The organism is Rouxiella silvae (assembly GCF_002093625.1).
Lineage (GTDB): Bacteria > Pseudomonadota > Gammaproteobacteria > Enterobacterales > Enterobacteriaceae > Rouxiella > Rouxiella silvae.
Genome location: NZ_MRWD01000070.1, coordinates 1 through 17,155, shown reverse-complemented (window position 1 = coordinate 17,155; position 17,155 = coordinate 1). Strand labels below are relative to the sequence as shown.

Annotated in this window: 35 protein-coding genes; 2 read left to right on the top strand and 33 right to left on the bottom strand. The window is 48.3% G+C overall.

Translation table 11 applies throughout. The features are described from left to right. Positions 1-125 precede the first annotated feature (125 nt). Positions 126-539, top strand: a complete 414-nt coding sequence (mscL, locus tag BS639_RS21655) for a large-conductance mechanosensitive channel protein MscL (RefSeq protein WP_055774033.1) — start codon at positions 126-128, stop codon at positions 537-539. Between the two features lie 82 nt (positions 540-621). Here the strand turns inward: mscL and BS639_RS21650 are convergent, their stop codons facing one another. From BS639_RS21650 to rpsJ, 30 genes are all read right to left on the bottom strand, one after another. After that, on the bottom strand, positions 622-813 hold the full coding sequence (locus tag BS639_RS21650) for an alternative ribosome-rescue factor A (protein ID WP_055774035.1): 192 nt from the start codon (positions 811-813) through the stop codon (positions 622-624). Positions 814-864: 51 nt separating this feature from the next. Next, positions 865-1,302 (bottom strand): Zn(2+)-responsive transcriptional regulator, encoded by a 438-nt coding sequence (gene zntR / locus BS639_RS21645; RefSeq protein ID WP_055774037.1) that lies wholly within the window; start codon positions 1,300-1,302, stop codon positions 865-867. A gap of 232 nt (positions 1,303-1,534) precedes the next feature. Next, positions 1,535-1,924 carry a 50S ribosomal protein L17 gene (gene rplQ / locus BS639_RS21640; RefSeq protein ID WP_009639198.1) on the bottom strand — a complete coding sequence of 130 codons (390 nt, stop codon included), beginning with the start codon at positions 1,922-1,924 and terminating at the stop codon, positions 1,535-1,537. A 40-nt stretch (positions 1,925-1,964) separates the two neighbouring features. Beyond that, the gene (locus BS639_RS21635) at positions 1,965-2,954 is read right to left on the bottom strand and encodes a DNA-directed RNA polymerase subunit alpha (RefSeq protein ID WP_002919219.1); all 990 of its coding nucleotides are present in this window, start codon (positions 2,952-2,954) and stop codon (positions 1,965-1,967) included. Between the two features lie 25 nt (positions 2,955-2,979). Further along, complete coding sequence (rpsD, locus tag BS639_RS21630; protein ID WP_055774040.1) at positions 2,980-3,600, bottom strand: 30S ribosomal protein S4; 621 nt, start codon at positions 3,598-3,600, stop codon at positions 2,980-2,982. Positions 3,601-3,630: 30 nt separating this feature from the next. Further along, the gene (rpsK, locus tag BS639_RS21625) at positions 3,631-4,020 is read right to left on the bottom strand and encodes a 30S ribosomal protein S11 (protein ID WP_004929731.1); all 390 of its coding nucleotides are present in this window, start codon (positions 4,018-4,020) and stop codon (positions 3,631-3,633) included. A 17-nt stretch (positions 4,021-4,037) separates the two neighbouring features. After that, a complete protein-coding gene (gene rpsM, locus BS639_RS21620; RefSeq protein WP_009639196.1) occupies positions 4,038-4,394 on the bottom strand; it encodes a 30S ribosomal protein S13 in 357 nt (118 codons plus the stop codon). Between the two features lie 148 nt (positions 4,395-4,542). Continuing rightward, complete coding sequence (rpmJ, locus tag BS639_RS21615) at positions 4,543-4,659, bottom strand: 50S ribosomal protein L36 (RefSeq protein WP_002227352.1); 117 nt, start codon at positions 4,657-4,659, stop codon at positions 4,543-4,545. A 33-nt stretch (positions 4,660-4,692) separates the two neighbouring features. Then, positions 4,693-6,024, bottom strand: coding sequence for a preprotein translocase subunit SecY (gene secY / locus BS639_RS21610; protein ID WP_055774042.1), 1,332 nt, complete (start codon positions 6,022-6,024; stop codon positions 4,693-4,695). A gap of 7 nt (positions 6,025-6,031) precedes the next feature. Further along, positions 6,032-6,466 carry a 50S ribosomal protein L15 gene (gene rplO, locus BS639_RS21605; protein ID WP_055774045.1) on the bottom strand — a complete coding sequence of 145 codons (435 nt, stop codon included), beginning with the start codon at positions 6,464-6,466 and terminating at the stop codon, positions 6,032-6,034. A 3-nt stretch (positions 6,467-6,469) separates the two neighbouring features. After that, complete coding sequence (gene rpmD / locus BS639_RS21600; RefSeq protein ID WP_009639193.1) at positions 6,470-6,649, bottom strand: 50S ribosomal protein L30; 180 nt, start codon at positions 6,647-6,649, stop codon at positions 6,470-6,472. A 2-nt stretch (positions 6,650-6,651) separates the two neighbouring features. Further along, complete coding sequence (rpsE, locus tag BS639_RS21595; protein WP_009639192.1) at positions 6,652-7,155, bottom strand: 30S ribosomal protein S5; 504 nt, start codon at positions 7,153-7,155, stop codon at positions 6,652-6,654. Positions 7,156-7,169: 14 nt separating this feature from the next. After that, positions 7,170-7,523, bottom strand: a complete 354-nt coding sequence (gene rplR, locus BS639_RS21590; protein ID WP_009639191.1) for a 50S ribosomal protein L18 — start codon at positions 7,521-7,523, stop codon at positions 7,170-7,172. A gap of 9 nt (positions 7,524-7,532) precedes the next feature. Continuing rightward, on the bottom strand, positions 7,533-8,066 hold the full coding sequence (rplF, locus tag BS639_RS21585; RefSeq protein ID WP_055774047.1) for a 50S ribosomal protein L6: 534 nt from the start codon (positions 8,064-8,066) through the stop codon (positions 7,533-7,535). Positions 8,067-8,079: 13 nt separating this feature from the next. Next, a complete protein-coding gene (gene rpsH, locus BS639_RS21580; RefSeq protein WP_009639189.1) occupies positions 8,080-8,472 on the bottom strand; it encodes a 30S ribosomal protein S8 in 393 nt (130 codons plus the stop codon). A gap of 33 nt (positions 8,473-8,505) precedes the next feature. After that, on the bottom strand, positions 8,506-8,811 hold the full coding sequence (gene rpsN, locus BS639_RS21575; protein WP_055774049.1) for a 30S ribosomal protein S14: 306 nt from the start codon (positions 8,809-8,811) through the stop codon (positions 8,506-8,508). Positions 8,812-8,825: 14 nt separating this feature from the next. Beyond that, positions 8,826-9,365 carry a 50S ribosomal protein L5 gene (gene rplE / locus BS639_RS21570; protein ID WP_017493969.1) on the bottom strand — a complete coding sequence of 180 codons (540 nt, stop codon included), beginning with the start codon at positions 9,363-9,365 and terminating at the stop codon, positions 8,826-8,828. Between the two features lie 14 nt (positions 9,366-9,379). Then, a complete protein-coding gene (gene rplX / locus BS639_RS21565) occupies positions 9,380-9,694 on the bottom strand; it encodes a 50S ribosomal protein L24 (protein ID WP_055774051.1) in 315 nt (104 codons plus the stop codon). 11 nt (positions 9,695-9,705) lie between these two features. Then, a complete protein-coding gene (gene rplN / locus BS639_RS21560; RefSeq protein WP_008457164.1) occupies positions 9,706-10,077 on the bottom strand; it encodes a 50S ribosomal protein L14 in 372 nt (123 codons plus the stop codon). Positions 10,078-10,249: 172 nt separating this feature from the next. Then, positions 10,250-10,504 carry a 30S ribosomal protein S17 gene (rpsQ, locus tag BS639_RS21555; RefSeq protein ID WP_009639185.1) on the bottom strand — a complete coding sequence of 85 codons (255 nt, stop codon included), beginning with the start codon at positions 10,502-10,504 and terminating at the stop codon, positions 10,250-10,252. Then, positions 10,504-10,695: a 50S ribosomal protein L29 gene (gene rpmC, locus BS639_RS21550; protein ID WP_009639184.1), complete on the bottom strand. Its 192-nt coding sequence runs from the start codon at positions 10,693-10,695 to the stop codon at positions 10,504-10,506. The genes rpsQ and rpmC overlap by 1 nt, the downstream gene beginning before the upstream one ends. Beyond that, complete coding sequence (gene rplP / locus BS639_RS21545; RefSeq protein WP_009639183.1) at positions 10,695-11,105, bottom strand: 50S ribosomal protein L16; 411 nt, start codon at positions 11,103-11,105, stop codon at positions 10,695-10,697. Before rplP ends, rpmC begins: the two co-directional genes overlap by 1 nt. Positions 11,106-11,117: 12 nt before the next feature. Beyond that, positions 11,118-11,816, bottom strand: coding sequence for a 30S ribosomal protein S3 (gene rpsC, locus BS639_RS21540; protein WP_045049850.1), 699 nt, complete (start codon positions 11,814-11,816; stop codon positions 11,118-11,120). 17 nt (positions 11,817-11,833) lie between these two features. Beyond that, a complete protein-coding gene (gene rplV, locus BS639_RS21535; RefSeq protein ID WP_004391423.1) occupies positions 11,834-12,166 on the bottom strand; it encodes a 50S ribosomal protein L22 in 333 nt (110 codons plus the stop codon). A gap of 14 nt (positions 12,167-12,180) precedes the next feature. Next, positions 12,181-12,459, bottom strand: coding sequence for a 30S ribosomal protein S19 (rpsS, locus tag BS639_RS21530; RefSeq protein WP_004929772.1), 279 nt, complete (start codon positions 12,457-12,459; stop codon positions 12,181-12,183). A gap of 14 nt (positions 12,460-12,473) precedes the next feature. Continuing rightward, a complete protein-coding gene (rplB, locus tag BS639_RS21525; RefSeq protein ID WP_009639180.1) occupies positions 12,474-13,298 on the bottom strand; it encodes a 50S ribosomal protein L2 in 825 nt (274 codons plus the stop codon). An 18-nt stretch (positions 13,299-13,316) separates the two neighbouring features. Continuing rightward, positions 13,317-13,619, bottom strand: coding sequence for a 50S ribosomal protein L23 (gene rplW / locus BS639_RS21520; RefSeq protein ID WP_045049847.1), 303 nt, complete (start codon positions 13,617-13,619; stop codon positions 13,317-13,319). Further along, complete coding sequence (gene rplD / locus BS639_RS21515) at positions 13,616-14,221, bottom strand: 50S ribosomal protein L4 (protein WP_055774053.1); 606 nt, start codon at positions 14,219-14,221, stop codon at positions 13,616-13,618. The genes rplW and rplD overlap by 4 nt, the downstream gene beginning before the upstream one ends. A gap of 16 nt (positions 14,222-14,237) precedes the next feature. Further along, positions 14,238-14,867: a 50S ribosomal protein L3 gene (rplC, locus tag BS639_RS21510; protein ID WP_017493963.1), complete on the bottom strand. Its 630-nt coding sequence runs from the start codon at positions 14,865-14,867 to the stop codon at positions 14,238-14,240. Positions 14,868-14,900: 33 nt separating this feature from the next. Beyond that, positions 14,901-15,212 (bottom strand): 30S ribosomal protein S10, encoded by a 312-nt coding sequence (gene rpsJ, locus BS639_RS21505; RefSeq protein WP_009639175.1) that lies wholly within the window; start codon positions 15,210-15,212, stop codon positions 14,901-14,903. Between the two features lie 409 nt (positions 15,213-15,621). Between rpsJ and BS639_RS21500 the strand changes: the two genes are divergently transcribed. Beyond that, complete coding sequence (locus BS639_RS21500) at positions 15,622-16,146, top strand: prepilin peptidase (RefSeq protein WP_084984292.1); 525 nt, start codon at positions 15,622-15,624, stop codon at positions 16,144-16,146. A gap of 21 nt (positions 16,147-16,167) precedes the next feature. Here the strand turns inward: BS639_RS21500 and bfr are convergent, their stop codons facing one another. The 3 genes from bfr to BS639_RS25325 form a co-directional block, all read right to left on the bottom strand. Beyond that, positions 16,168-16,659, bottom strand: a complete 492-nt coding sequence (gene bfr / locus BS639_RS21495; RefSeq protein ID WP_055774057.1) for a bacterioferritin — start codon at positions 16,657-16,659, stop codon at positions 16,168-16,170. 76 nt (positions 16,660-16,735) lie between these two features. Next, complete coding sequence (gene bfd, locus BS639_RS21490; protein ID WP_084984291.1) at positions 16,736-16,930, bottom strand: bacterioferritin-associated ferredoxin; 195 nt, start codon at positions 16,928-16,930, stop codon at positions 16,736-16,738. A gap of 158 nt (positions 16,931-17,088) precedes the next feature. Further along, a partial coding sequence (locus tag BS639_RS25325) for an EF-Tu C-terminal domain-related protein (protein ID WP_130634147.1) occupies positions 17,089-17,155 on the bottom strand: 67 nt, incomplete at its 5' end.

The window sequence follows — 17,155 nt, the reverse complement described above, 5'->3', positions numbered from 1 at the left end:
TCGTGCTGTAAGAAGCGAAATTTATCAGCTAATTAACCAAATACTGTCAACTTTGGTAGCGCATATGCTACAAATGGTCTTTACTTTGATTGACATAATTTGTGGATTTTCCAAGGAGTCATTTTATGAGTTTTTTGAAAGAGTTTCGTGAATTTGCCATGCGCGGCAACGTTGTCGACCTTGCGGTCGGTGTAATCATCGGTGCAGCGTTCGGCAAAATTGTTTCATCTTTGGTTGCCGACATCATTATGCCTCCGCTGGGCCTGCTTATTGGGGGTGTTGATTTTAAATCTTTCGCCTGGGTATTACGCGAAGCTCAAGGCGCGGCCCCAGCCGTTGTTATGCACTACGGCGTATTTATCCAGAACATCTTCGACTTCCTTATTGTGGCGTTAGCTATCTTCTGTGCTATCACCTTGATGAATAAAATGCGTAAGAAAGAAGAAGCAGCTCCCGCTCCGTCAAAACCGACGGCGGAAGAAACCCTGCTGGCTGAAATCCGCGATTTGCTAAAAGAACAGCAAACACCACGACTCTAAGCAAAATTTTATTAACAAAAAAGCCATCGGTAAACGATGGCTTTTTTATTGCTAACGGATCAGAAGAGCAGTGTTAACCGTTTTATACCGTGAAGAATGTAAAAAGGTTAACACTGCCCTCCCAATTTACTCCTTTGCCTTTTTTGTCCTTACGGCGATAGCTGCCTTTCCCTTTAAGATTTTTTTCAACCCGTTGCCTAAATAAAGGATCATGCAACAGTGCTTGGATGGCATTGTCTTGGATAATACCTTTCTTGTGCTGATATTGACTCATACAAACCTCGTCAAATTAACAAAATGCAGCTTTATTGCTGCGCTGATAAATCTATGCTCTATTTTCACTCTTTGCAATATCGCCACTCGCCCCAGTTTCCAGCGCTTCGAGGATCGAGCAACTGCTGCTCGAGTGTTCACCGCCACAGCAAGCCGAACTTAAACGCTGTAGTGAATCGCGCATGCGGATCAGCTCACTTAATTTATGCTCAACTTCCGCCAGACGGCTATCGACAATCGATTTCGACTCAAGGCAAGTATGATGTGCGGGATCGATACGGATCGACAACAACTCTTTAATTGTCTCTAAAGTAAAGCCTATCGTTTTCGCATAACGAATAAACCGCAGCCGTTGCAGATCGTTATCAGTATAAAGACGATATCCCGCTTCGCTTCGCTCACCCAGAGACATCATGCCCTGTTTTTCATAGTAGCGAACCGTGTCCGGTATTACGTCAGCAAGTTTTGCCAGTTCACCTATCTTATACACGCAAACCTCCATTAACAGGCCCGAGTTGGCGAACCTTTCTTAGCAACCGATGATAAATATTACAGCATCCTAATGTGGATGCGAATAACTAGCATAGCGCGGTCAAGTGCAAAAGCGTAGGGGAAGGAGGAGCGGCAGCACAAACTTGATACTTAATAAAAACAAAGGCCAAGCAAAATTTAGGCGTAAAAAAACCGGGCACTAAGGCCCGGTCTTTTCATGCATCTACAGATTATTCAGCAGTTGCTACTTCTGCGCTTGATTCTGCACGATCAACGAGCTCGATGTATGCCATCGGCGCATTGTCGCCTGCACGGAAACCACACTTCAGAATACGAGTGTAACCACCGGCACGGCTCGCGAAACGCGGGCCCAGTTCATTAAACAGTTTTGCCACGATCTCGTTATCACGAGTACGGGCGAATGCCAGACGACGATTTGCAACGTTGTCGGTCTTGGCAAGAGTAATCAGCGGCTCAACAACGCGACGCAGCTCTTTCGCTTTCGGCAGGGTCGTCTTGATTATTTCATGACGAACCAAAGAGCCGGCCATGTTACGGAACATAGCCGTACGGTGGCTGCTGTTACGGTTCAGTTGACGACCACTCTTACGATGGCGCATGACCTTATCCTTCTCAGTAAAACCTTAACCTGTGATCCGGTTACTCGTCAGCAATACTTGCCGGTGGCCAGTTTTCCAGGCGCATGCCCAGAGACAAACCACGGGAAGCAAGTACGTCTTTAATCTCAGTAAGAGATTTTTTACCTAAGTTAGGCGTCTTAAGAAGCTCAACTTCGGTACGCTGTACCAGATCACCGATGTAGTGGATTGCTTCTGCTTTGAGGCAGTTAGCAGAGCGGACAGTCAATTCCAGATCGTCAACAGGGCGCAGCAGGATTGGATCGAACTCCGGCTTCTCTTCTTTGACTTCTGGTTGACGTACATCACGTAAATCAACAAAAGCTTCAAGTTGTTCAGCAAGAATGGTTGCCGCACGACGGATCGCCTCTTCAGGATCGATCGTACCGTTGGTTTCCATTTCGATAACCAGCTTGTCCAAATCAGTACGCTGTTCTACACGCGCTGCTTCAACATTGTAGGCAATTCGCTCTACAGGGCTGTAGCATGCATCTACTAACAGACGACCAATTGGGCGCTCATCTTCTTCCGAATGAATTCGGGCAGACGCCGGCACATAACCCCGTCCGCGCTGAACTTTGATACGCATGCTGATAGCAGCGTTTTCATCGGTCAGGTGGCAGATAACGTGTTGCGGCTTGACGATTTCGACATCACCATCATGGGTGATATCGGCTGCAGTCACAGGGCCAATGCCAGACTTATTCAGGGTAAGAATAACTTCATCTTTCCCTTGAACTCTCACCGCCAGCCCTTTCAGGTTGAGCAGGATTTCCAGGATATCTTCCTGTACGCCTTCTTTGGTGCTGTACTCATGCAGTACACCATCAATCTCAACCTCGGTCACCGCGCAACCCGGCATGGATGAAAGCAGAATACGGCGCAGTGCGTTGCCTAAAGTATGGCCAAAGCCACGTTCTAAAGGCTCAAGGGTCACCTTGGCGTGCGTCGAACTGACTTGCTCGATATCTACCAGGCGCGGTTTTAGAAACTCTGTCACAGAACCCTGCATTGTGTCCTCTCTTTGGTACTAAGCTTTACTTAGAGTAAAGCTCGACGATCAGGTGTTCGTTAATGTCAGCTGACAGATCGGTACGTTCAGGAATACGTTTGAACTGACCTTCCATCTTAGCAGCATCAACTTCAAGCCAAGTCGGCTTTTCACGCTGTTCAGCCAACTCCAAAGCGGCCTTCACGCGAGATTGCTTTTTAGCTTTCTCACGGATGCTGACAACGTCATTCGGAGATACCTGATAAGAAGCGATGTTGACAACGCGACCGTTTACCATAACAGCTTTGTGGCTAACCAGCTGACGTGACTCTGCACGCGTAGCGCCGAAGCCCATACGGTAAACAACGTTATCCAGACGACCTTCCAGAAGTTGCAACAGGTTTTCACCGGTGTTGCCCTTCAGGCGGGCTGCTTCTTGGTAGTAGTTACGGAACTGGCGCTCCAGAACACCGTAAGTACGGCGAACTTTTTGCTTTTCACGTAACTGCACGCCATAGTCAGACAGACGCGGTTTACGCGCACCGTGCTGACCAGGAGCTTGATCAATCTTACACTTGGTATCGATCGCGCGAACGCCAGATTTAAGGAATAAATCTGTGCCCTCACGACGGCTAAGCTTGAGCTTAGGACCCAAATATCTTGCCATTTTCTCTCTCCAACAATCCTAAAAGCAGCGTTATACGCGACGCTTTTTCGGCGGACGACAACCGTTATGAGGGATAGGAGTCACATCAGTAATATTAGTGATGCGGAAACCAGCCGCGTTTAACGCGCGGATAGTAGACTCACGACCAGGACCAGGTCCTTTAACCATAACTTCCAGATTCTTGATACCGTACTCTTTCACTGCATCTGCACAGCGCTCTGCTGCAACCTGAGCTGCGAACGGAGTGGATTTACGAGAACCACGGAAACCGGAACCACCAGCTGTTGCCCAACCCAAAGCATTACCCTGACGATCGGTAATAGTCACAATGGTGTTGTTGAAAGACGCATGGATATGAGCCACGCCGTCAGAGACTTGTTTTCTTACACGCTTACGTGTACGAACAGGTGCCTTTGCCATTTATTCTATCACCCCGATTATTTCTTGATCGGTTTGCGCGGACCCTTACGGGTACGTGCGTTAGTCTTGGTACGCTGACCGCGTACTGGAAGACCACGACGATGACGCAAACCACGATAAGTTCCAAGGTCCATAAGACGCTTGATGCTCAGGGTGACTTCACGACGCAGATCACCTTCAACAATGAACTTGGCGACTTCGTCACGCAGCAATTCGATTTGCTCTTCAGACAGCTCTCTGATCTTAACATTTTCAGCAATACCAGACGCAGCACAGATAGCCTGTGAGCGGGTCTTACCGATACCGTAGATCGAAGTTAAAGCGATCACGGTATGTTTCTGATCAGGAATGTTAATGCCTGCTATACGGGCCACTATGCACTCCTACTATTTATATACGGCAACACCATTCTGAAAAGCCCGTTTTCAGGATACTCAAATAGTGATGCAGCTTACATACAAAAGATTGGCTGGCTAATCTAGCCAGCTCAACCCAACTTTGCAAGAAAAATATGCGAGATAATCAGCCTTGACGCTGTTTATGCTTCGGCTCGGCGCTGCAGATTACGCGAACGACACCGTTACGCTTAACAATTTTGCAGTTACGACATAATTTCTTGACGGAAGCACGAACTTTCATTTTTACTCTCCGTTACTTCGCAAACACACCAGATTAGCGATTATAGCCTTTCAGGTTTGCTTTCTTCAGCGCAGACTCATACTGACTTGACATCATTAGAGTTTGCACTTGAGCCATAAAGTCCATGATGACCACAACTACGATGAGTAGCGATGTGCCACCAAAGTAGAAAGGAACTTTCATTGCGTCACGCATGAACTCCGGGATAAGGCAGATGAAAGTAATATACATCGCGCCGACCAGAGTCAGGCGGGTCATTACTTTATCAATATACTTCGCCGTTTGCTCTCCCGGACGAATTCCTGGTACAAATGCACCGGACTTCTTCAGGTTATCTGCTGTCTCACGTGGGTTGAAAACCAACGCAGTATAAAAGAAACAGAAGAAGATGATTGCAGTAGCATAGAGTAACACATAAAGCGGTTGCCCAGGCTGCAAATACAGCGAAATTGTTGTCAGCCAGTTCCAACCAGTTCCGCCACCGAACCAAGATGCAATCGTGGCCGGGAACAGAATGATGCTGGAAGCAAAGATAGCAGGTATTACACCGGCCATATTCACTTTCAACGGTAAGTGTGTGCTCTGTGCTGCATAAACACGACGACCTTGTTGACGTTTGGCATAGTTAACGACGATACGACGTTGACCACGTTCCATAAACACAACAAAGAACGTCACTGCAAACACTAATACTGCAACCAACAGCAACAGGAGGAAGTGCAGGTCGCCTTGTCTAGCTTGTTCGATAGTATGACCAACAGCCGGCGGGAGACCCGCTACGATACCCGCAAAGATTATAATCGAAATACCGTTACCGATACCACGTTCAGTAATCTGTTCACCCAGCCACATCAGGAACATTGTCCCGGTAACCAAGCTCACAACTGCAGTAAAGTAGAATGAAAGGCCTGGATTTAACACCAGACCTTGCATACCAGGCATATTCGGTAAACCGGTAGCAATACCGATTGACTGGAATACGGCCAATACCAGCGTACCGTAGCGGGTATACTGACTAATCTTACGACGGCCAGCCTCCCCTTCTTTCTTTATTTCTGCCAGCGCTGGATGAACCACCGTTAACAGCTGGATAATGATCGATGCCGAAATATACGGCATGATCCCCAGAGCAAAGATCGAAGCACGGCTAAGGGCACCACCAGAGAACATGTTAAACATCTCAATGATGGTGCCTCTTTGCTGCTCGAGCAATTTAGCAAGTACAGTGGCATCAATACCAGGGATCGGAATAAAAGAGCCGATACGGAAAACAATCAGCGCACCGATAACAAACAAAAGTCTGCGCTTCAGCTCGCCAAGTCCACCTTTAGCACTTTGAAAATCTAATCCCGGTTGCTTAGCCATCTGCTACTTATTCCTCTATTTTACCGCCAGCAGCTTCGATAGCAACACGAGCGCCTTTGGTGACACGCAGACCACGTACGGTTACCGGACGAGTAACTTCGCCTGAAAGGATTACTTTCGCGAACTCGATCTGGATACCAATTACGTTAGCGGCTTTCAGCGTGTTCAGGTCGATTACGTCGCCTTCAACAAGAGCCAGTTCAGACAGACGAACTTCTGCCGTGATCATAGCTTTGCGAGAGGTGAAGCCGAATTTCGGCAAACGACGATATAAAGGCATCTGACCACCTTCAAACCCGCGACGTACGCCACCGCCAGAACGTGAGTTCTGACCTTTGTGACCACGGCCGCCGGTTTTACCCAGGCCAGAACCAATACCACGACCTACACGCCTTGGCGCCTGCTTGGCACCGTCAGCCGGAGACAGAGTATTTAAACGCATCTCTTACTCCTCAACCTTAACCATGTAGGAAACCAGATTGATCATGCCGCGAACAGAAGGAGTATCCTCACGTTCTACAGTGTGACCAATACGACGCAGACCTAAACCAGTCAAAGTTTGCTTGTGTTTCGGCAAACGACCGATGCTGCTTTTTGTTTGAGTTACTTTAATAGTCTTTGCCATGGTTATTTCCCTAGAATTTCTTCGACGGACTTACCACGCTTGGCAGCGACCATTTCTGGGGACTTCATATCTTCCAGAGCTGCGATAGTTGCACGAACCACGTTAATCGGGTTAGTAGAACCATAAGCTTTGGCTAATACGTTGTGTACCCCTGCGACTTCCAGGACAGCGCGCATTGCACCACCGGCGATAATACCGGTACCTTCTGAAGCCGGCTGCATGAACACACGGGAACCCGTATGAGCACCTTTAACAGGGTGCTGCAGGGTGCCGCTGTTCAGCGCGACATTTAACATATTGCGACGGGCTTTCTCCATCGCTTTCTGGATCGCTGCCGGAACTTCGCGTGCTTTGCCGTAGCCAAAACCAACGCGACCGTTACCATCACCAACTACTGTCAGTGCGGTAAAGCTGAAAATACGGCCACCTTTTACGGTTTTAGATACGCGGTTTACCGCGATCAGCTTTTCCTGCAGTTCGCCAGCTTGTTTTTCGATGTGTGACATCTTACACCTCTACCTTAGAACTGAAGGCCAGCTTCACGGGCAGCATCTGCCAGTGCCTGGACTCGACCATGATATTGGAAACCAGAACGGTCAAAGGATACTTTCGAAATCCCTTTTTCCAATGCGCGTTCAGCAATAGCTTTACCTACAGCAGTTGCGGCATCTTTGTTACCGGTATACTTCAATTGCTCAGTAATAGTTTTTTCTACTGTAGAAGCAGCAACTAATACTTCAGAACCGTTAGGTGCAATCACCTGTGCGTAAATATGACGCGGGGTACGATGTACCACCAGACGTGTCGCACCCAATTCTTTGAGCTTGCGGCGTGCGCGGGTCGCACGACGGATACGAGCAGATTTCTTATCCATAGTGTTACCTTACTTCTTCTTAGCCTCTTTGGTACGCACGACTTCGTCGGCGTAACGGACACCCTTGCCTTTATAAGGCTCAGGACGACGGTAGGCACGTATATCTGCAGCAACTTGACCAATCATCTGCTTATCGGCGCCTTTCAGCACGATTTCAGTTTGACTTGGACATTCTGCAGTAATGCCTTCCGGCAGTTGGTGCTCGACAGGGTGAGAGAAGCCCAGGGCCAAACTCACCGCGTTGCCTTTGATGGCAGCACGATAACCAACACCAACCAATTGAAGCTTTTTAGTGAAGCCGTCGGTAACACCTACAACCATTGCGTTTAACAGTGCACGAGTGGTACCCGCTTGGGCCCATGCGTTTGCAAAACCTTCGCGCGGAGCGAAAGTCAGTGCGTTTTCTTCCTGTTTAACTTCAACGGCGTCATGGATAGTACGTGACAGCTCGCCGTTTTTACCCTTTACCGAAATTACCTGACCGTTGAGTTTTACCTCTACGCCGGCAGGAATGACGACGGGTGCTTTTGCAACACGAGACATGCTTTCCTCCCGATTAAGCTACGTAGCAGATAATCTCGCCACCAAGACCAGCCTGGCGAGCTGCACGATCAGTCATAACACCTTTAGAGGTAGAAATAACAGCGATACCCAAACCGGCCATAACCTTTGGCAGCTCATCTTTTTTCTTGTAGATGCGCAGGCCAGGACGGCTGATTCGTTGAATGCTCTCTACCACTGCCTTGCCCTGGAAGTACTTCAGTACTAATTCCAGTTCAGGTTTGGCGTCGCCTTCGATTTTAAATTCTTCAATGTAGCCTTCTTCTTTAAGCACGTTGGCAATTGCCAGTTTCAGCTTAGAGGAAGGCATGGTGACCGCAACTTTGTTCGCGGCCTGACCGTTACGGATACGGGTCAGCATATCCGCGATCGGATCTTGCATGCTCATCTGTCATTACTCCCGTGATTCAATTGGTGACAATTACCAGCTAGCCTTTTTAAGGCCCGGAATTTCACCGCGCATGGCGGCTTCACGGACTTTAATACGGCTCAACCCGAACTTCCGCAAGAAAGCGTGCGGACGACCAGTTTGACGGCAGCGATTACGCTGACGAGACGGGCTGGAATCACGCGGCAGAGTCTGCAGCTTAAGAACGGCATCCCAACGTTCTTCGTCGGAAGCGTTCACGTTAGAGATTGTCGCTTTCAGTTCAACGCGTTTAGCGAAGAATTTGTCAGCTAATTTCACGCGCTTGACTTCGCGTGCTTTCATGGATTGCTTAGCCATTAGTAACCCTTACCTTACTTACGGAACGGGAAGTTAAAGGCAGCCAGCAGAGCGCGGCCTTCATCATCGGATTTCGCAGTAGTGGTGATGGTAATATCCAAACCACGAACGCGATCGACTTTGTCATAGTCGATTTCCGGGAAGATGATCTGTTCACGCACGCCCATGCTGTAGTTACCACGGCCGTCGAATGACTTAGCGGACAAGCCACGGAAGTCACGGATACGTGGTACAGCAATAGAGATCAGACGCTCAAAGAATTCCCACATGCGTTCGCCACGCAGGGTTACTTTACAGCCGATCGGATAGCCCTGACGGATTTTGAAGCCTGCAACTGATTTGCGTGCTTTGGTGATGAACGGCTTTTGACCGGAGATTGCTGCTAAGTCAGCTGCTGCGTTATCCAGCAGTTTCTTATCAGCGATCGCTTCACCAACACCCATGTTCAGGGTGATCTTCTCGACCCGAGGGACTTGCATGACAGAATTGTAATTAAACTCAGACATGAGTTTCTTTACGACATCGTCTTTGTAGTAATCATGCAGTTTCGCCATCGTACTACTCCAAATTACTTGATAGTTACGCTGTTAGACTTGAAGAAACGGACTTTTTTGCCGTCTTCGAATCTAAAGCCTACACGGTCCGCCTTGCCGGTTGCCGTGTTGAAGAGAGCAACGTTAGAAACTTGAACAGCAGCTTCTTTTTCAACGATGCCGCCTGGTTGGTTCAGAGCCGGTTGAGGCTTCTGATGTTTCTTAACCAGGTTGATACCTTCAACAATGACCTTGCCAGAAGACAGGACATTTTTTACTTTACCACGCTTACCTTTATCTTTGCCGGTAAGCAGGATAACTTCGTCATCACGACGGATTTTCGCTGCCATGGTTTCGCTCCTTAGAGTACTTCTGGTGCCAGAGAGATAATTTTCATGAACTTCTCATTACGCAGTTCACGAGTTACCGGCCCAAAAATACGCGTGCCGATTGGCTGCTCGCTGTTATTATTTAAAATAACGCATGCATTGCCATCGAAGCGAATGACAGAACCGTCCGGGCGACGAACACCCTTCTTGGTGCGCACCACTACCGCCTTCAGCACGTCGCCTTTTTTCACCTTACCACGTGGAATTGCTTCCTTGATGGTAATTTTGATGATATCGCCAACGCCTGCGTAGCGACGGTGCGAGCCACCCAGAACCTTGATACACATTACGCGACGTGCACCGGAGTTGTCGGCCACGGTCAGCATAGTCTGTTCTTGGATCATGTTAGTGCTCCGCTAATGTCAACTACAACTTATAAGACCTAACAATAGGCCATATAGAAATCCCCACAAATGAGGGCGCAGCATTATAACACTGCTTCTTCATTATGGGTAGAAAAAATAAACGGCCCAGGTCTCCATGAGCCGCTTATTCATTTTCGAGAGCGCGATTCTATTACAGAATTGCTTTCTCTACAACGCGAACCAGTGTCCAAGACTTAGTCTTTGACAGCGGACGGCATTCGCTAATTTCAACGACGTCGCCGATACCGCATTCGTTGTTCTCGTCATGTACGTGCAGCTTAGTCGTACGCTTGATGAATTTACCGTAGATTGGGTGCTTCACGAAACGCTCAATCGCAACAACGATAGATTTTTCCATCTTGTCACTGATCACACGACCTTGCAGAGTACGGATCTTGTCACTCATTACGCGCCCGCCTTCTCAGTCAGTAAAGTCTTCACACGTGCAACATCACGACGCACTTGCTTCAACGTGTGTGTTTGCTGCAGCTGGCCGCTGGCCGTTTGCATGCGCAGGTTAAACTGCTCACGCAACAGGTTCAGAAGCTCAACGTTCAGCTCTTCCACGCTTTTTTCACGCAGCTCTTTTGCTTTCATTACATCACCGTCTTAGTTACAAAGGTGGTTTTAATAGGCAGTTTCGCTGCTGCAAGCTGGAATGCTTCACGCGCCAGCTCTTCAGGCACACCGTCCATTTCGTACAGGACTTTACCAGGCTGGATCAGGGCAACCCAATACTCAACGTTACCCTTACCTTTACCCATACGAACTTCAAGTGGCTTCTCGGTGATCGGTTTGTCCGGGAATACACGGATCCAGATCTTACCTTGACGCTTAACTGCACGGGTCATCGCACGACGTGCTGCTTCAATTTGACGAGCAGTCAGGCGACCACGGCCAACAGCTTTCAGACCGTAAGTGCCGAAGCTCACATCCGTACCTTGCGCAAGACCACGGTTGCGGCCTTTGTGCACCTTACGGAATTTTGTACGCTTTGGTTGTAACATCAGCGACTCTCCTTACTTGCGGCCTTTACGCTGCTGCTTTTTAGGTTGAGCAGCCGGTTCCGGTTGTTCAACTGCAGCCATACCACCCAGGATCTCACCTTTGAAGATCCATACCTTAACGCCGATTACACCATAAGTGGTGTGCGCTTCAGATGTGTTGTAATCGATATCCGCACGCAGAGTATGCAGTGGAACACGACCTTCACGGTACCATTCGGTACGCGCGATTTCAGCACCGCCAAGGCGGCCGCTTACTTCAACTTTGATACCTTTAGCGCCAAGACGCATTGCGTTCTGTACAGCACGCTTCATAGCACGACGGAACATAACGCGACGTTCCAACTGTGAAGTGATGCTGTCAGCAACCAATTTTGCGTCAAGTTCCGGTTTACGGATTTCGGCGATGTTAATCTGTGCAGGAACGCCAGCGATACCCGCTACGACCTTACGCAGTTTTTCGACATCTTCACCTTTCTTGCCGATAACGATGCCAGGACGAGCGGTGTGAATAGTCACACGGATGCTCTTCGCTGGACGCTCGATAACGATGCGAGAAACGGAAGCTTTCGACAATTCTTTAGTCAAGAACTGACGAACTTTAAAGTCGCTGTCCAGGTTGTCAGCGAATTCTTTGGTATTTGCATACCAGGTAGAATTCCAAGGTTTGACAATACCTAGGCGAATACCATTAGGATGTACTTTCTGACCCATTGCTAGTCTCCAGAGTCTCAGCGATCGGACACAACCACAGTAATGTGGCTGGTGCGCTTCAGAATGCGATCTGCACGACCTTTAGCACGCGGCATAATGCGCTTCATGCTTGGGCCTTCGTCCACGAAAATCTTCGTGACTTTCAGATCATCGATGTCAGCGCCATCGTTGTGTTCTGCGTTAGCAATGGCAGACTCCAGTACCTTCTTAACCAGACCAGCAGCTTTCTTGTTGGTGTAGGCCAGAGTTTCCAGAGCTTGCGACACTTTCTTACCGCGGATCAGGTCTGCAACAAGGCGGACCTTCTGAGCAGAAGAACGAGCGTGGCGATGTTTAGCTATAGTTTCCATCTCTTCCTCCTACCTTAGCGCTTTTTAGCTTTTTTATCAGCCGCATGGCCGCGATAAGTACGAGTCGGCGCGAATTCACCCAGTTTGTGACCGACCATTTCATCGGAAACAAATACTGGTACGTGCTGACGACCATTATGGACAGCGATGGTCAAACCGATCATGTTAGGAAAGATCGTTGAACGACGGGACCAAGTGCGCAAAGGCTTCTTGTCTCCGCTTTCCACCGCTTTCTCTACCTTCTTCAGCAAGTGCAGGTCAATAAAAGGACCTTTCTTGAGAGAACGTGGCATGGCTTATCCTCTAATTATTTTTTACTACGGCGGCGTACGATGAACTTGTCAGTACGCTTGTTGCTACGGGTTTTCTTACCTTTGGTCTGAACGCCCCATGGTGTTACTGGGTGTTTACCAAAGTTTTTACCCTCACCACCACCGTGTGGGTGATCGACTGGGTTCATCGCAGTACCGCGAACGGTAGGACGAATACCACGCCAACGTGCAGCACCTGCTTTACCCAGAACGCGAAGCATATGTTCAGAGTTACCAACTTCACCCATGGTGGCGCGGCAGTCGATCTGAACTTTACGCATTTCGCCAGAGCGCAGACGCAGAGTTACGTAGGAACCATCACGAGCAACGATCTGAACGTAGGCACCAGCAGAGCGAGCCAGCTGGCCGCCTTTACCTGGTTTCATTTCTACGTTATGAACCGTTGAACCAACTGGGATGTTGCGCATCGGAAGGGTGTTACCCACTTTGATTGCAGCATCAACGCCAGATTGGATCTGGTCACCCACTTTCAGGCCTTTTGGCGCCAGGATATAACGGCGTTCGCCGTCTTTGTACAGAACCAGCGCGATGTTCGCGGAACGGTTCGGATCGTACTCCAGACGCTCAACCACTGCAGCGACACCGTCTTTGTTGCGTTTGAAGTCAACCAGACGATAATGTTGCTTGTGGCCACCACCGATATGACGGGTGGTGATACGGCCATTGTTGTTACGGCCACCGCTTTTGCTTAATTTCTCAAGCAGCGGGGCAAAAGGTTTACCCTTGTGCAGCTCAGGGTTAACCACTTTAACAACGTGGCGACGGCCCGGAGATGTAGGTTTACATTTAACAATTGCCATTGTGCTTACTCCTCCGACTTACTCTGCGCCGCTGATGAAGTCCAAGTTCTGGCCTTCTTTCAGGGTGACGTAAGCTTTTTTCCAGTCGCTACGACGACCAACACGCTGACCCTGACGCTTAGACTTACCTTTAACCAACAAGGTATTAACGTCTTCGACTTCGACTTCAAACAGTTTCTTAACCGCAGCTTTGATTTCTGCTTTAGTCGCGTCGAGGGCAACTTTGAGTACGATGGTGTTGTTCTTTTCCATCGCGGCGGATGCTTTTTCAGAAACGTGCGGCGCGCGCAGCACTTTCAGCAGACGTTCTTCACGAATCATGCCAGCATCTCCTCAACTTGCTTAACTGCGTCAGCAGTCATAACGACTTTGTCGAAGGCGATCAGGCTTACTGGATCGATACCTGCTACATCACGAACGTCAACCTTGTACAGGTTACGTGCGGCCAGGAACAGATTCTCGTCGACTTCGCCGGTAATAATCAGCACGTCTTCCAGAGCCATGTCTTTCAGTTTCTGAGCAAGCAGCTTAGTTTTAGGCGCTTCTACAGAGAACGTTTCGACAACGATCAGGCGATCTTGACGTACCAGTTCGGACAGAATGCTTTTCAGCGCGCCGCGGTACATCTTTTTATTTACTTTTTGACTGTGGTCCTGTGGCTTTGCAGCAAAGGTCACACCACCGGAACGCCAGATTGGGCTCTTTACAGAACCTGCACGCGCACGGCCAGTACCTTTCTGACGCCATGGTTTCTTACCGGAACCAGTTACTTCAGCACGGGTCTTCTGAGCGCGAGTACCTTGACGGGCACCTGCTGCGTAAGCAACAACAACCTGGTGTACCAGCGCTTCATTGAAATCACGCCCGAAGGTAGTTTCGGAAACAGTCAGCGCGCTCTGCGCGTCTTTCACTACTAATTCCATTCCTATCTCCTCGACGTTAAGCCTTAACAGCAGGTTTAACGATCAGGTTGCCACCGGTAGCACCCGGAACAGCACCCTTGACCAGCAGCAGGTTGCGCTCAGCGTCAACACGTACTACGTCCAGGCTTTGAACGGTTACACGCTCGTTACCCAGTTGGCCTGCCATTTTCTTGCCTTTGAACACTTTGCCCGGAGTCTGGTTCTGACCGATAGAACCCGGAACGCGGTGAGACAAGGAGTTACCGTGTGTAGCATCTTGAGTACGGAAGTTCCAGCGTTTAACAGTACCCGCGAAACCTTTACCTTTAGATGTACCAGTAACGTCTACTTTCTTAACGTCTGCGAAAATTTCAACGCTAATGTCTTGACCTGCAGTGAACTCTTCACCTTCTGCAAGGCGGAATTCCCACAAACCACGGCCAGCTTCTACGCCAGCTTTAGCGAAGTGACCCGCTTCTGGTTTGGTCACACGGTTAGCTTTTTTGCTACCAGTAGTAACCTGAACAGCACGGTAACCGTCGTTTTCCAGATCTTTGATCTGAGTAACGCGGTTTGCTTCAATTTCGATAACGGTTACAGGGATAGAAACACCATCTTCTGTGAAGATGCGAGTCATACCCACTTTCTTACCGACTAAACCAATCATTGTTTCAACCTCTCAATCGCTCAATGACCCTGATTAACCCAGGCTGATCTGCACGTCTACACCAGCAGCCAGATCCAGACGCATCAGAGCATCAACGGTTTTCTCGGTTGGCTCAACGATGTCAACCAGACGCTTGTGAGTGCGAATTTCATACTGATCGCGCGCATCTTTATTGACGTGCGGAGAAATCAGAATAGTAAAGCGCTCTTTGCGGGTCGGCAGCGGAATTGGACCACGAACTTGCGCACCAGTGCGCTTCGCGGTCTCAACGATTTCCGCAGTTGATTGATCAATCAAACGATGATCAAACGCTTTCAGGCGGATACGGATTCTTTGGTTCTGCATGAGACCAGAGCTCCAATTATTTTAAACGTAAAATGACCACTACTCGGTCCCATTTCGATTGATGGGAGAGTGTAATCGTTCTTCACATAACCCCCATATCGGGAGTATTGTTTGCCGTGCGGTTACTTTGCTCGACAACTAATTCTTATCGAATTAGGCTTACCAAGATTAGGTAAGCCCGCGCATTATACGTAACTCAGCAAAGTAAGCAACCCCTTCAGCCAATAAAGTGCGTTTATTTCGTACACGCCCCCCTCCCCCACTTTGCCGCTGCACGCATTTTGTGAGACGTCGCCCGAAGCTGAAAGCTAATCCCCTATAGCGTTTTTTTAGGATTGTTTGTTCGCTAGCAAAGATTATCCTCAAGGCTTCATAAAGGAGTAACCTTATAGATATTGAGGGATATTAAATGTTTAACGATCTTTACCAGCTCGGTATTGTTCACGGCTATGCCTTTATCACCTGTGTGATTCTGGTTGGTTACTTACTGGCACTGAGTGTTATCGACATAGAACGGTTTCAGTTACCCGACCGCCTTACTCTTTCTCTGCTGTGGGTTGGTTTGATGCTGCACGCATTATTTACACCACAATTTCTTGCCAGCTCCGTTATCGGTGCAGCCGCAGGTTATTTTTGTTTATGGGCTGTTTATTGGCTGGTGAAATTAGTGATCAAAAAGGAGGGGTTGGGTTATGGGGATTTTAAACTTATGGCGGCATTAGGTGCCTGGCTGGGCTGGGAATGTTTACCTTGGGTGGCAGTCTACGCCTCGATAACGGGGATAATCGTTTTCATTTTGCGATTCTGTTTCTATCGAAACAAAGGAGAAATACCGTTTGGACCTTTCCTTGCTGCTGCCGGCGGGATAATTTATATCAGCCAGCAAATGAACAGCCTGGCTGATCCTCGGTGTATATTCTGCGTGACGTTTTAACTCATCGGTTTAGGCCACGAACTAATGTGCCGCTTTATTCGATTCTTCTTTTATCTGGGTTTGAACGTAATTTTGCAGGCCTACTCGACCAATAAGGTCAAGCTCGGTTTCAATCCAGTCAATGTGATGTTCTTCATCGGCCAAGATTTTTATCATTAAATCGCGACTTACATAGTCATGGATTGAATCAGCGTAGGCAATGGCTTCCCGCAAATCTTTGGCGCCTTCCAGCTCAAGAACCAGATCCGACTTAAGCATTTCTTCAATGTCTTCACCAATATTAAGCTTGCCGAGATCTTGCAGGTTGGGAATGCCTTCCAGGAACAGGATACGCTCGATATAAATATCAGCGTGTTTCATTTCATCAATGGATTCGTGGTATTCGATGCCGTTGAGTCGCATCAAACCCCAGTTTTTGAACATTCTGGCGTGAAGAAAATACTGATTGATGGCAACGAGCTCATTTCCTAGCAGCTTGTTAAGGTGCGCAATGACTTTTGTATCGCCTTTCATAGGAATACCCTCCGCTCTAGTTCTATGAAGTGTAGAACCAGTTAGCAAAGAGTCAAAAAAATAACCCCACTATTTATCAGGCAACTTCGATGATATAGGTAATGCTCTCTTGCTCCTCAACCAAGATCTGTCTTGCCTGCCTGATGCATTTTCCACAATCAGTACCAATCGGGACTAATTGGCGAAGCTGTTTCATCGTTTGTGGCTGATGCTGCCGAATGACTTTGCGGATCACTTTGTCCGTGACTGCATTACACAAACACACGTACATACACTAACTCAATTATTAACCTATTCACTTAACTGTAAATGAGAATAGTTTTTATTTCAATTATGATTTGAAAAATTTACATTACAACTTTTATTAAAAAACAGGCATAAAAAAGGGTGCCGAAGCACCCTCTTTAAATTGCATTTAGTAATCAGCGATTAAGCGATAACTTTAGCAACAACACCAGCACCCACAGTACGGCCGCCTTCACGGATTGCGAAACGC

Coding starts and splice junctions, on each gene's coding strand:
- rplB (WP_009639180.1), bottom strand. CDS start 13,298: ATGGCAATTGTTAAATGTAAACCTACATCTCCGGGCCGTCGCCACGTT.
- rpsH (WP_009639189.1), bottom strand. CDS start 8,472: ATGAGCATGCAAGATCCGATCGCGGATATGCTGACCCGTATCCGTAAC.
- rplV (WP_004391423.1), bottom strand. CDS start 12,166: ATGGAAACTATAGCTAAACATCGCCACGCTCGTTCTTCTGCTCAGAAG.
- rplP (WP_009639183.1), bottom strand. CDS start 11,105: ATGTTACAACCAAAGCGTACAAAATTCCGTAAGGTGCACAAAGGCCGC.
- rpsD (WP_055774040.1), bottom strand. CDS start 3,600: ATGGCAAGATATTTGGGTCCTAAGCTCAAGCTTAGCCGTCGTGAGGGC.
- BS639_RS21650 (WP_055774035.1), bottom strand. CDS start 813: ATGAGTCAATATCAGCACAAGAAAGGTATTATCCAAGACAATGCCATC.
- rpsQ (WP_009639185.1), bottom strand. CDS start 10,504: ATGAGTGACAAGATCCGTACTCTGCAAGGTCGTGTGATCAGTGACAAG.
- rplC (WP_017493963.1), bottom strand. CDS start 14,867: ATGATTGGTTTAGTCGGTAAGAAAGTGGGTATGACTCGCATCTTCACA.
- rplO (WP_055774045.1), bottom strand. CDS start 6,466: ATGCGTTTAAATACTCTGTCTCCGGCTGACGGTGCCAAGCAGGCGCCA.
- rplR (WP_009639191.1), bottom strand. CDS start 7,523: ATGGATAAGAAATCTGCTCGTATCCGTCGTGCGACCCGCGCACGCCGC.
- bfr (WP_055774057.1), bottom strand. CDS start 16,659: ATGAAAGGCGATACAAAAGTCATTGCGCACCTTAACAAGCTGCTAGGA.
- rpsE (WP_009639192.1), bottom strand. CDS start 7,155: ATGTCACACATCGAAAAACAAGCTGGCGAACTGCAGGAAAAGCTGATC.
- secY (WP_055774042.1), bottom strand. CDS start 6,024: ATGGCTAAGCAACCGGGATTAGATTTTCAAAGTGCTAAAGGTGGACTT.
- mscL (WP_055774033.1), top strand. CDS start 126: ATGAGTTTTTTGAAAGAGTTTCGTGAATTTGCCATGCGCGGCAACGTT.
- rplX (WP_055774051.1), bottom strand. CDS start 9,694: ATGGCAGCGAAAATCCGTCGTGATGACGAAGTTATCCTGCTTACCGGC.
- rplE (WP_017493969.1), bottom strand. CDS start 9,365: ATGGCGAAACTGCATGATTACTACAAAGACGATGTCGTAAAGAAACTC.
- rplD (WP_055774053.1), bottom strand. CDS start 14,221: ATGGAATTAGTAGTGAAAGACGCGCAGAGCGCGCTGACTGTTTCCGAA.
- rpsN (WP_055774049.1), bottom strand. CDS start 8,811: ATGGCTAAGCAATCCATGAAAGCACGCGAAGTCAAGCGCGTGAAATTA.
- rplN (WP_008457164.1), bottom strand. CDS start 10,077: ATGATCCAAGAACAGACTATGCTGACCGTGGCCGACAACTCCGGTGCA.
- rpmC (WP_009639184.1), bottom strand. CDS start 10,695: ATGAAAGCAAAAGAGCTGCGTGAAAAAAGCGTGGAAGAGCTGAACGTT.
- rpmD (WP_009639193.1), bottom strand. CDS start 6,649: ATGGCAAAGACTATTAAAGTAACTCAAACAAAAAGCAGCATCGGTCGT.
- BS639_RS21635 (WP_002919219.1), bottom strand. CDS start 2,954: ATGCAGGGTTCTGTGACAGAGTTTCTAAAACCGCGCCTGGTAGATATC.
- rplF (WP_055774047.1), bottom strand. CDS start 8,066: ATGTCTCGTGTTGCAAAAGCACCCGTCGTCATTCCTGCCGGCGTAGAG.
- rpsJ (WP_009639175.1), bottom strand. CDS start 15,212: ATGCAGAACCAAAGAATCCGTATCCGCCTGAAAGCGTTTGATCATCGT.
- BS639_RS21500 (WP_084984292.1), top strand. CDS start 15,622: ATGTTTAACGATCTTTACCAGCTCGGTATTGTTCACGGCTATGCCTTT.
- rpsK (WP_004929731.1), bottom strand. CDS start 4,020: ATGGCAAAGGCACCTGTTCGTACACGTAAGCGTGTAAGAAAACAAGTC.
- rpsS (WP_004929772.1), bottom strand. CDS start 12,459: ATGCCACGTTCTCTCAAGAAAGGTCCTTTTATTGACCTGCACTTGCTG.
- rplW (WP_045049847.1), bottom strand. CDS start 13,619: ATGATTCGTGAAGAACGTCTGCTGAAAGTGCTGCGCGCGCCGCACGTT.
- rplQ (WP_009639198.1), bottom strand. CDS start 1,924: ATGCGCCATCGTAAGAGTGGTCGTCAACTGAACCGTAACAGCAGCCAC.
- bfd (WP_084984291.1), bottom strand. CDS start 16,930: ATGTACGTGTGTTTGTGTAATGCAGTCACGGACAAAGTGATCCGCAAA.
- rpmJ (WP_002227352.1), bottom strand. CDS start 4,659: ATGAAAGTTCGTGCTTCCGTCAAGAAATTATGTCGTAACTGCAAAATT.
- rpsC (WP_045049850.1), bottom strand. CDS start 11,816: ATGGGTCAGAAAGTACATCCTAATGGTATTCGCCTAGGTATTGTCAAA.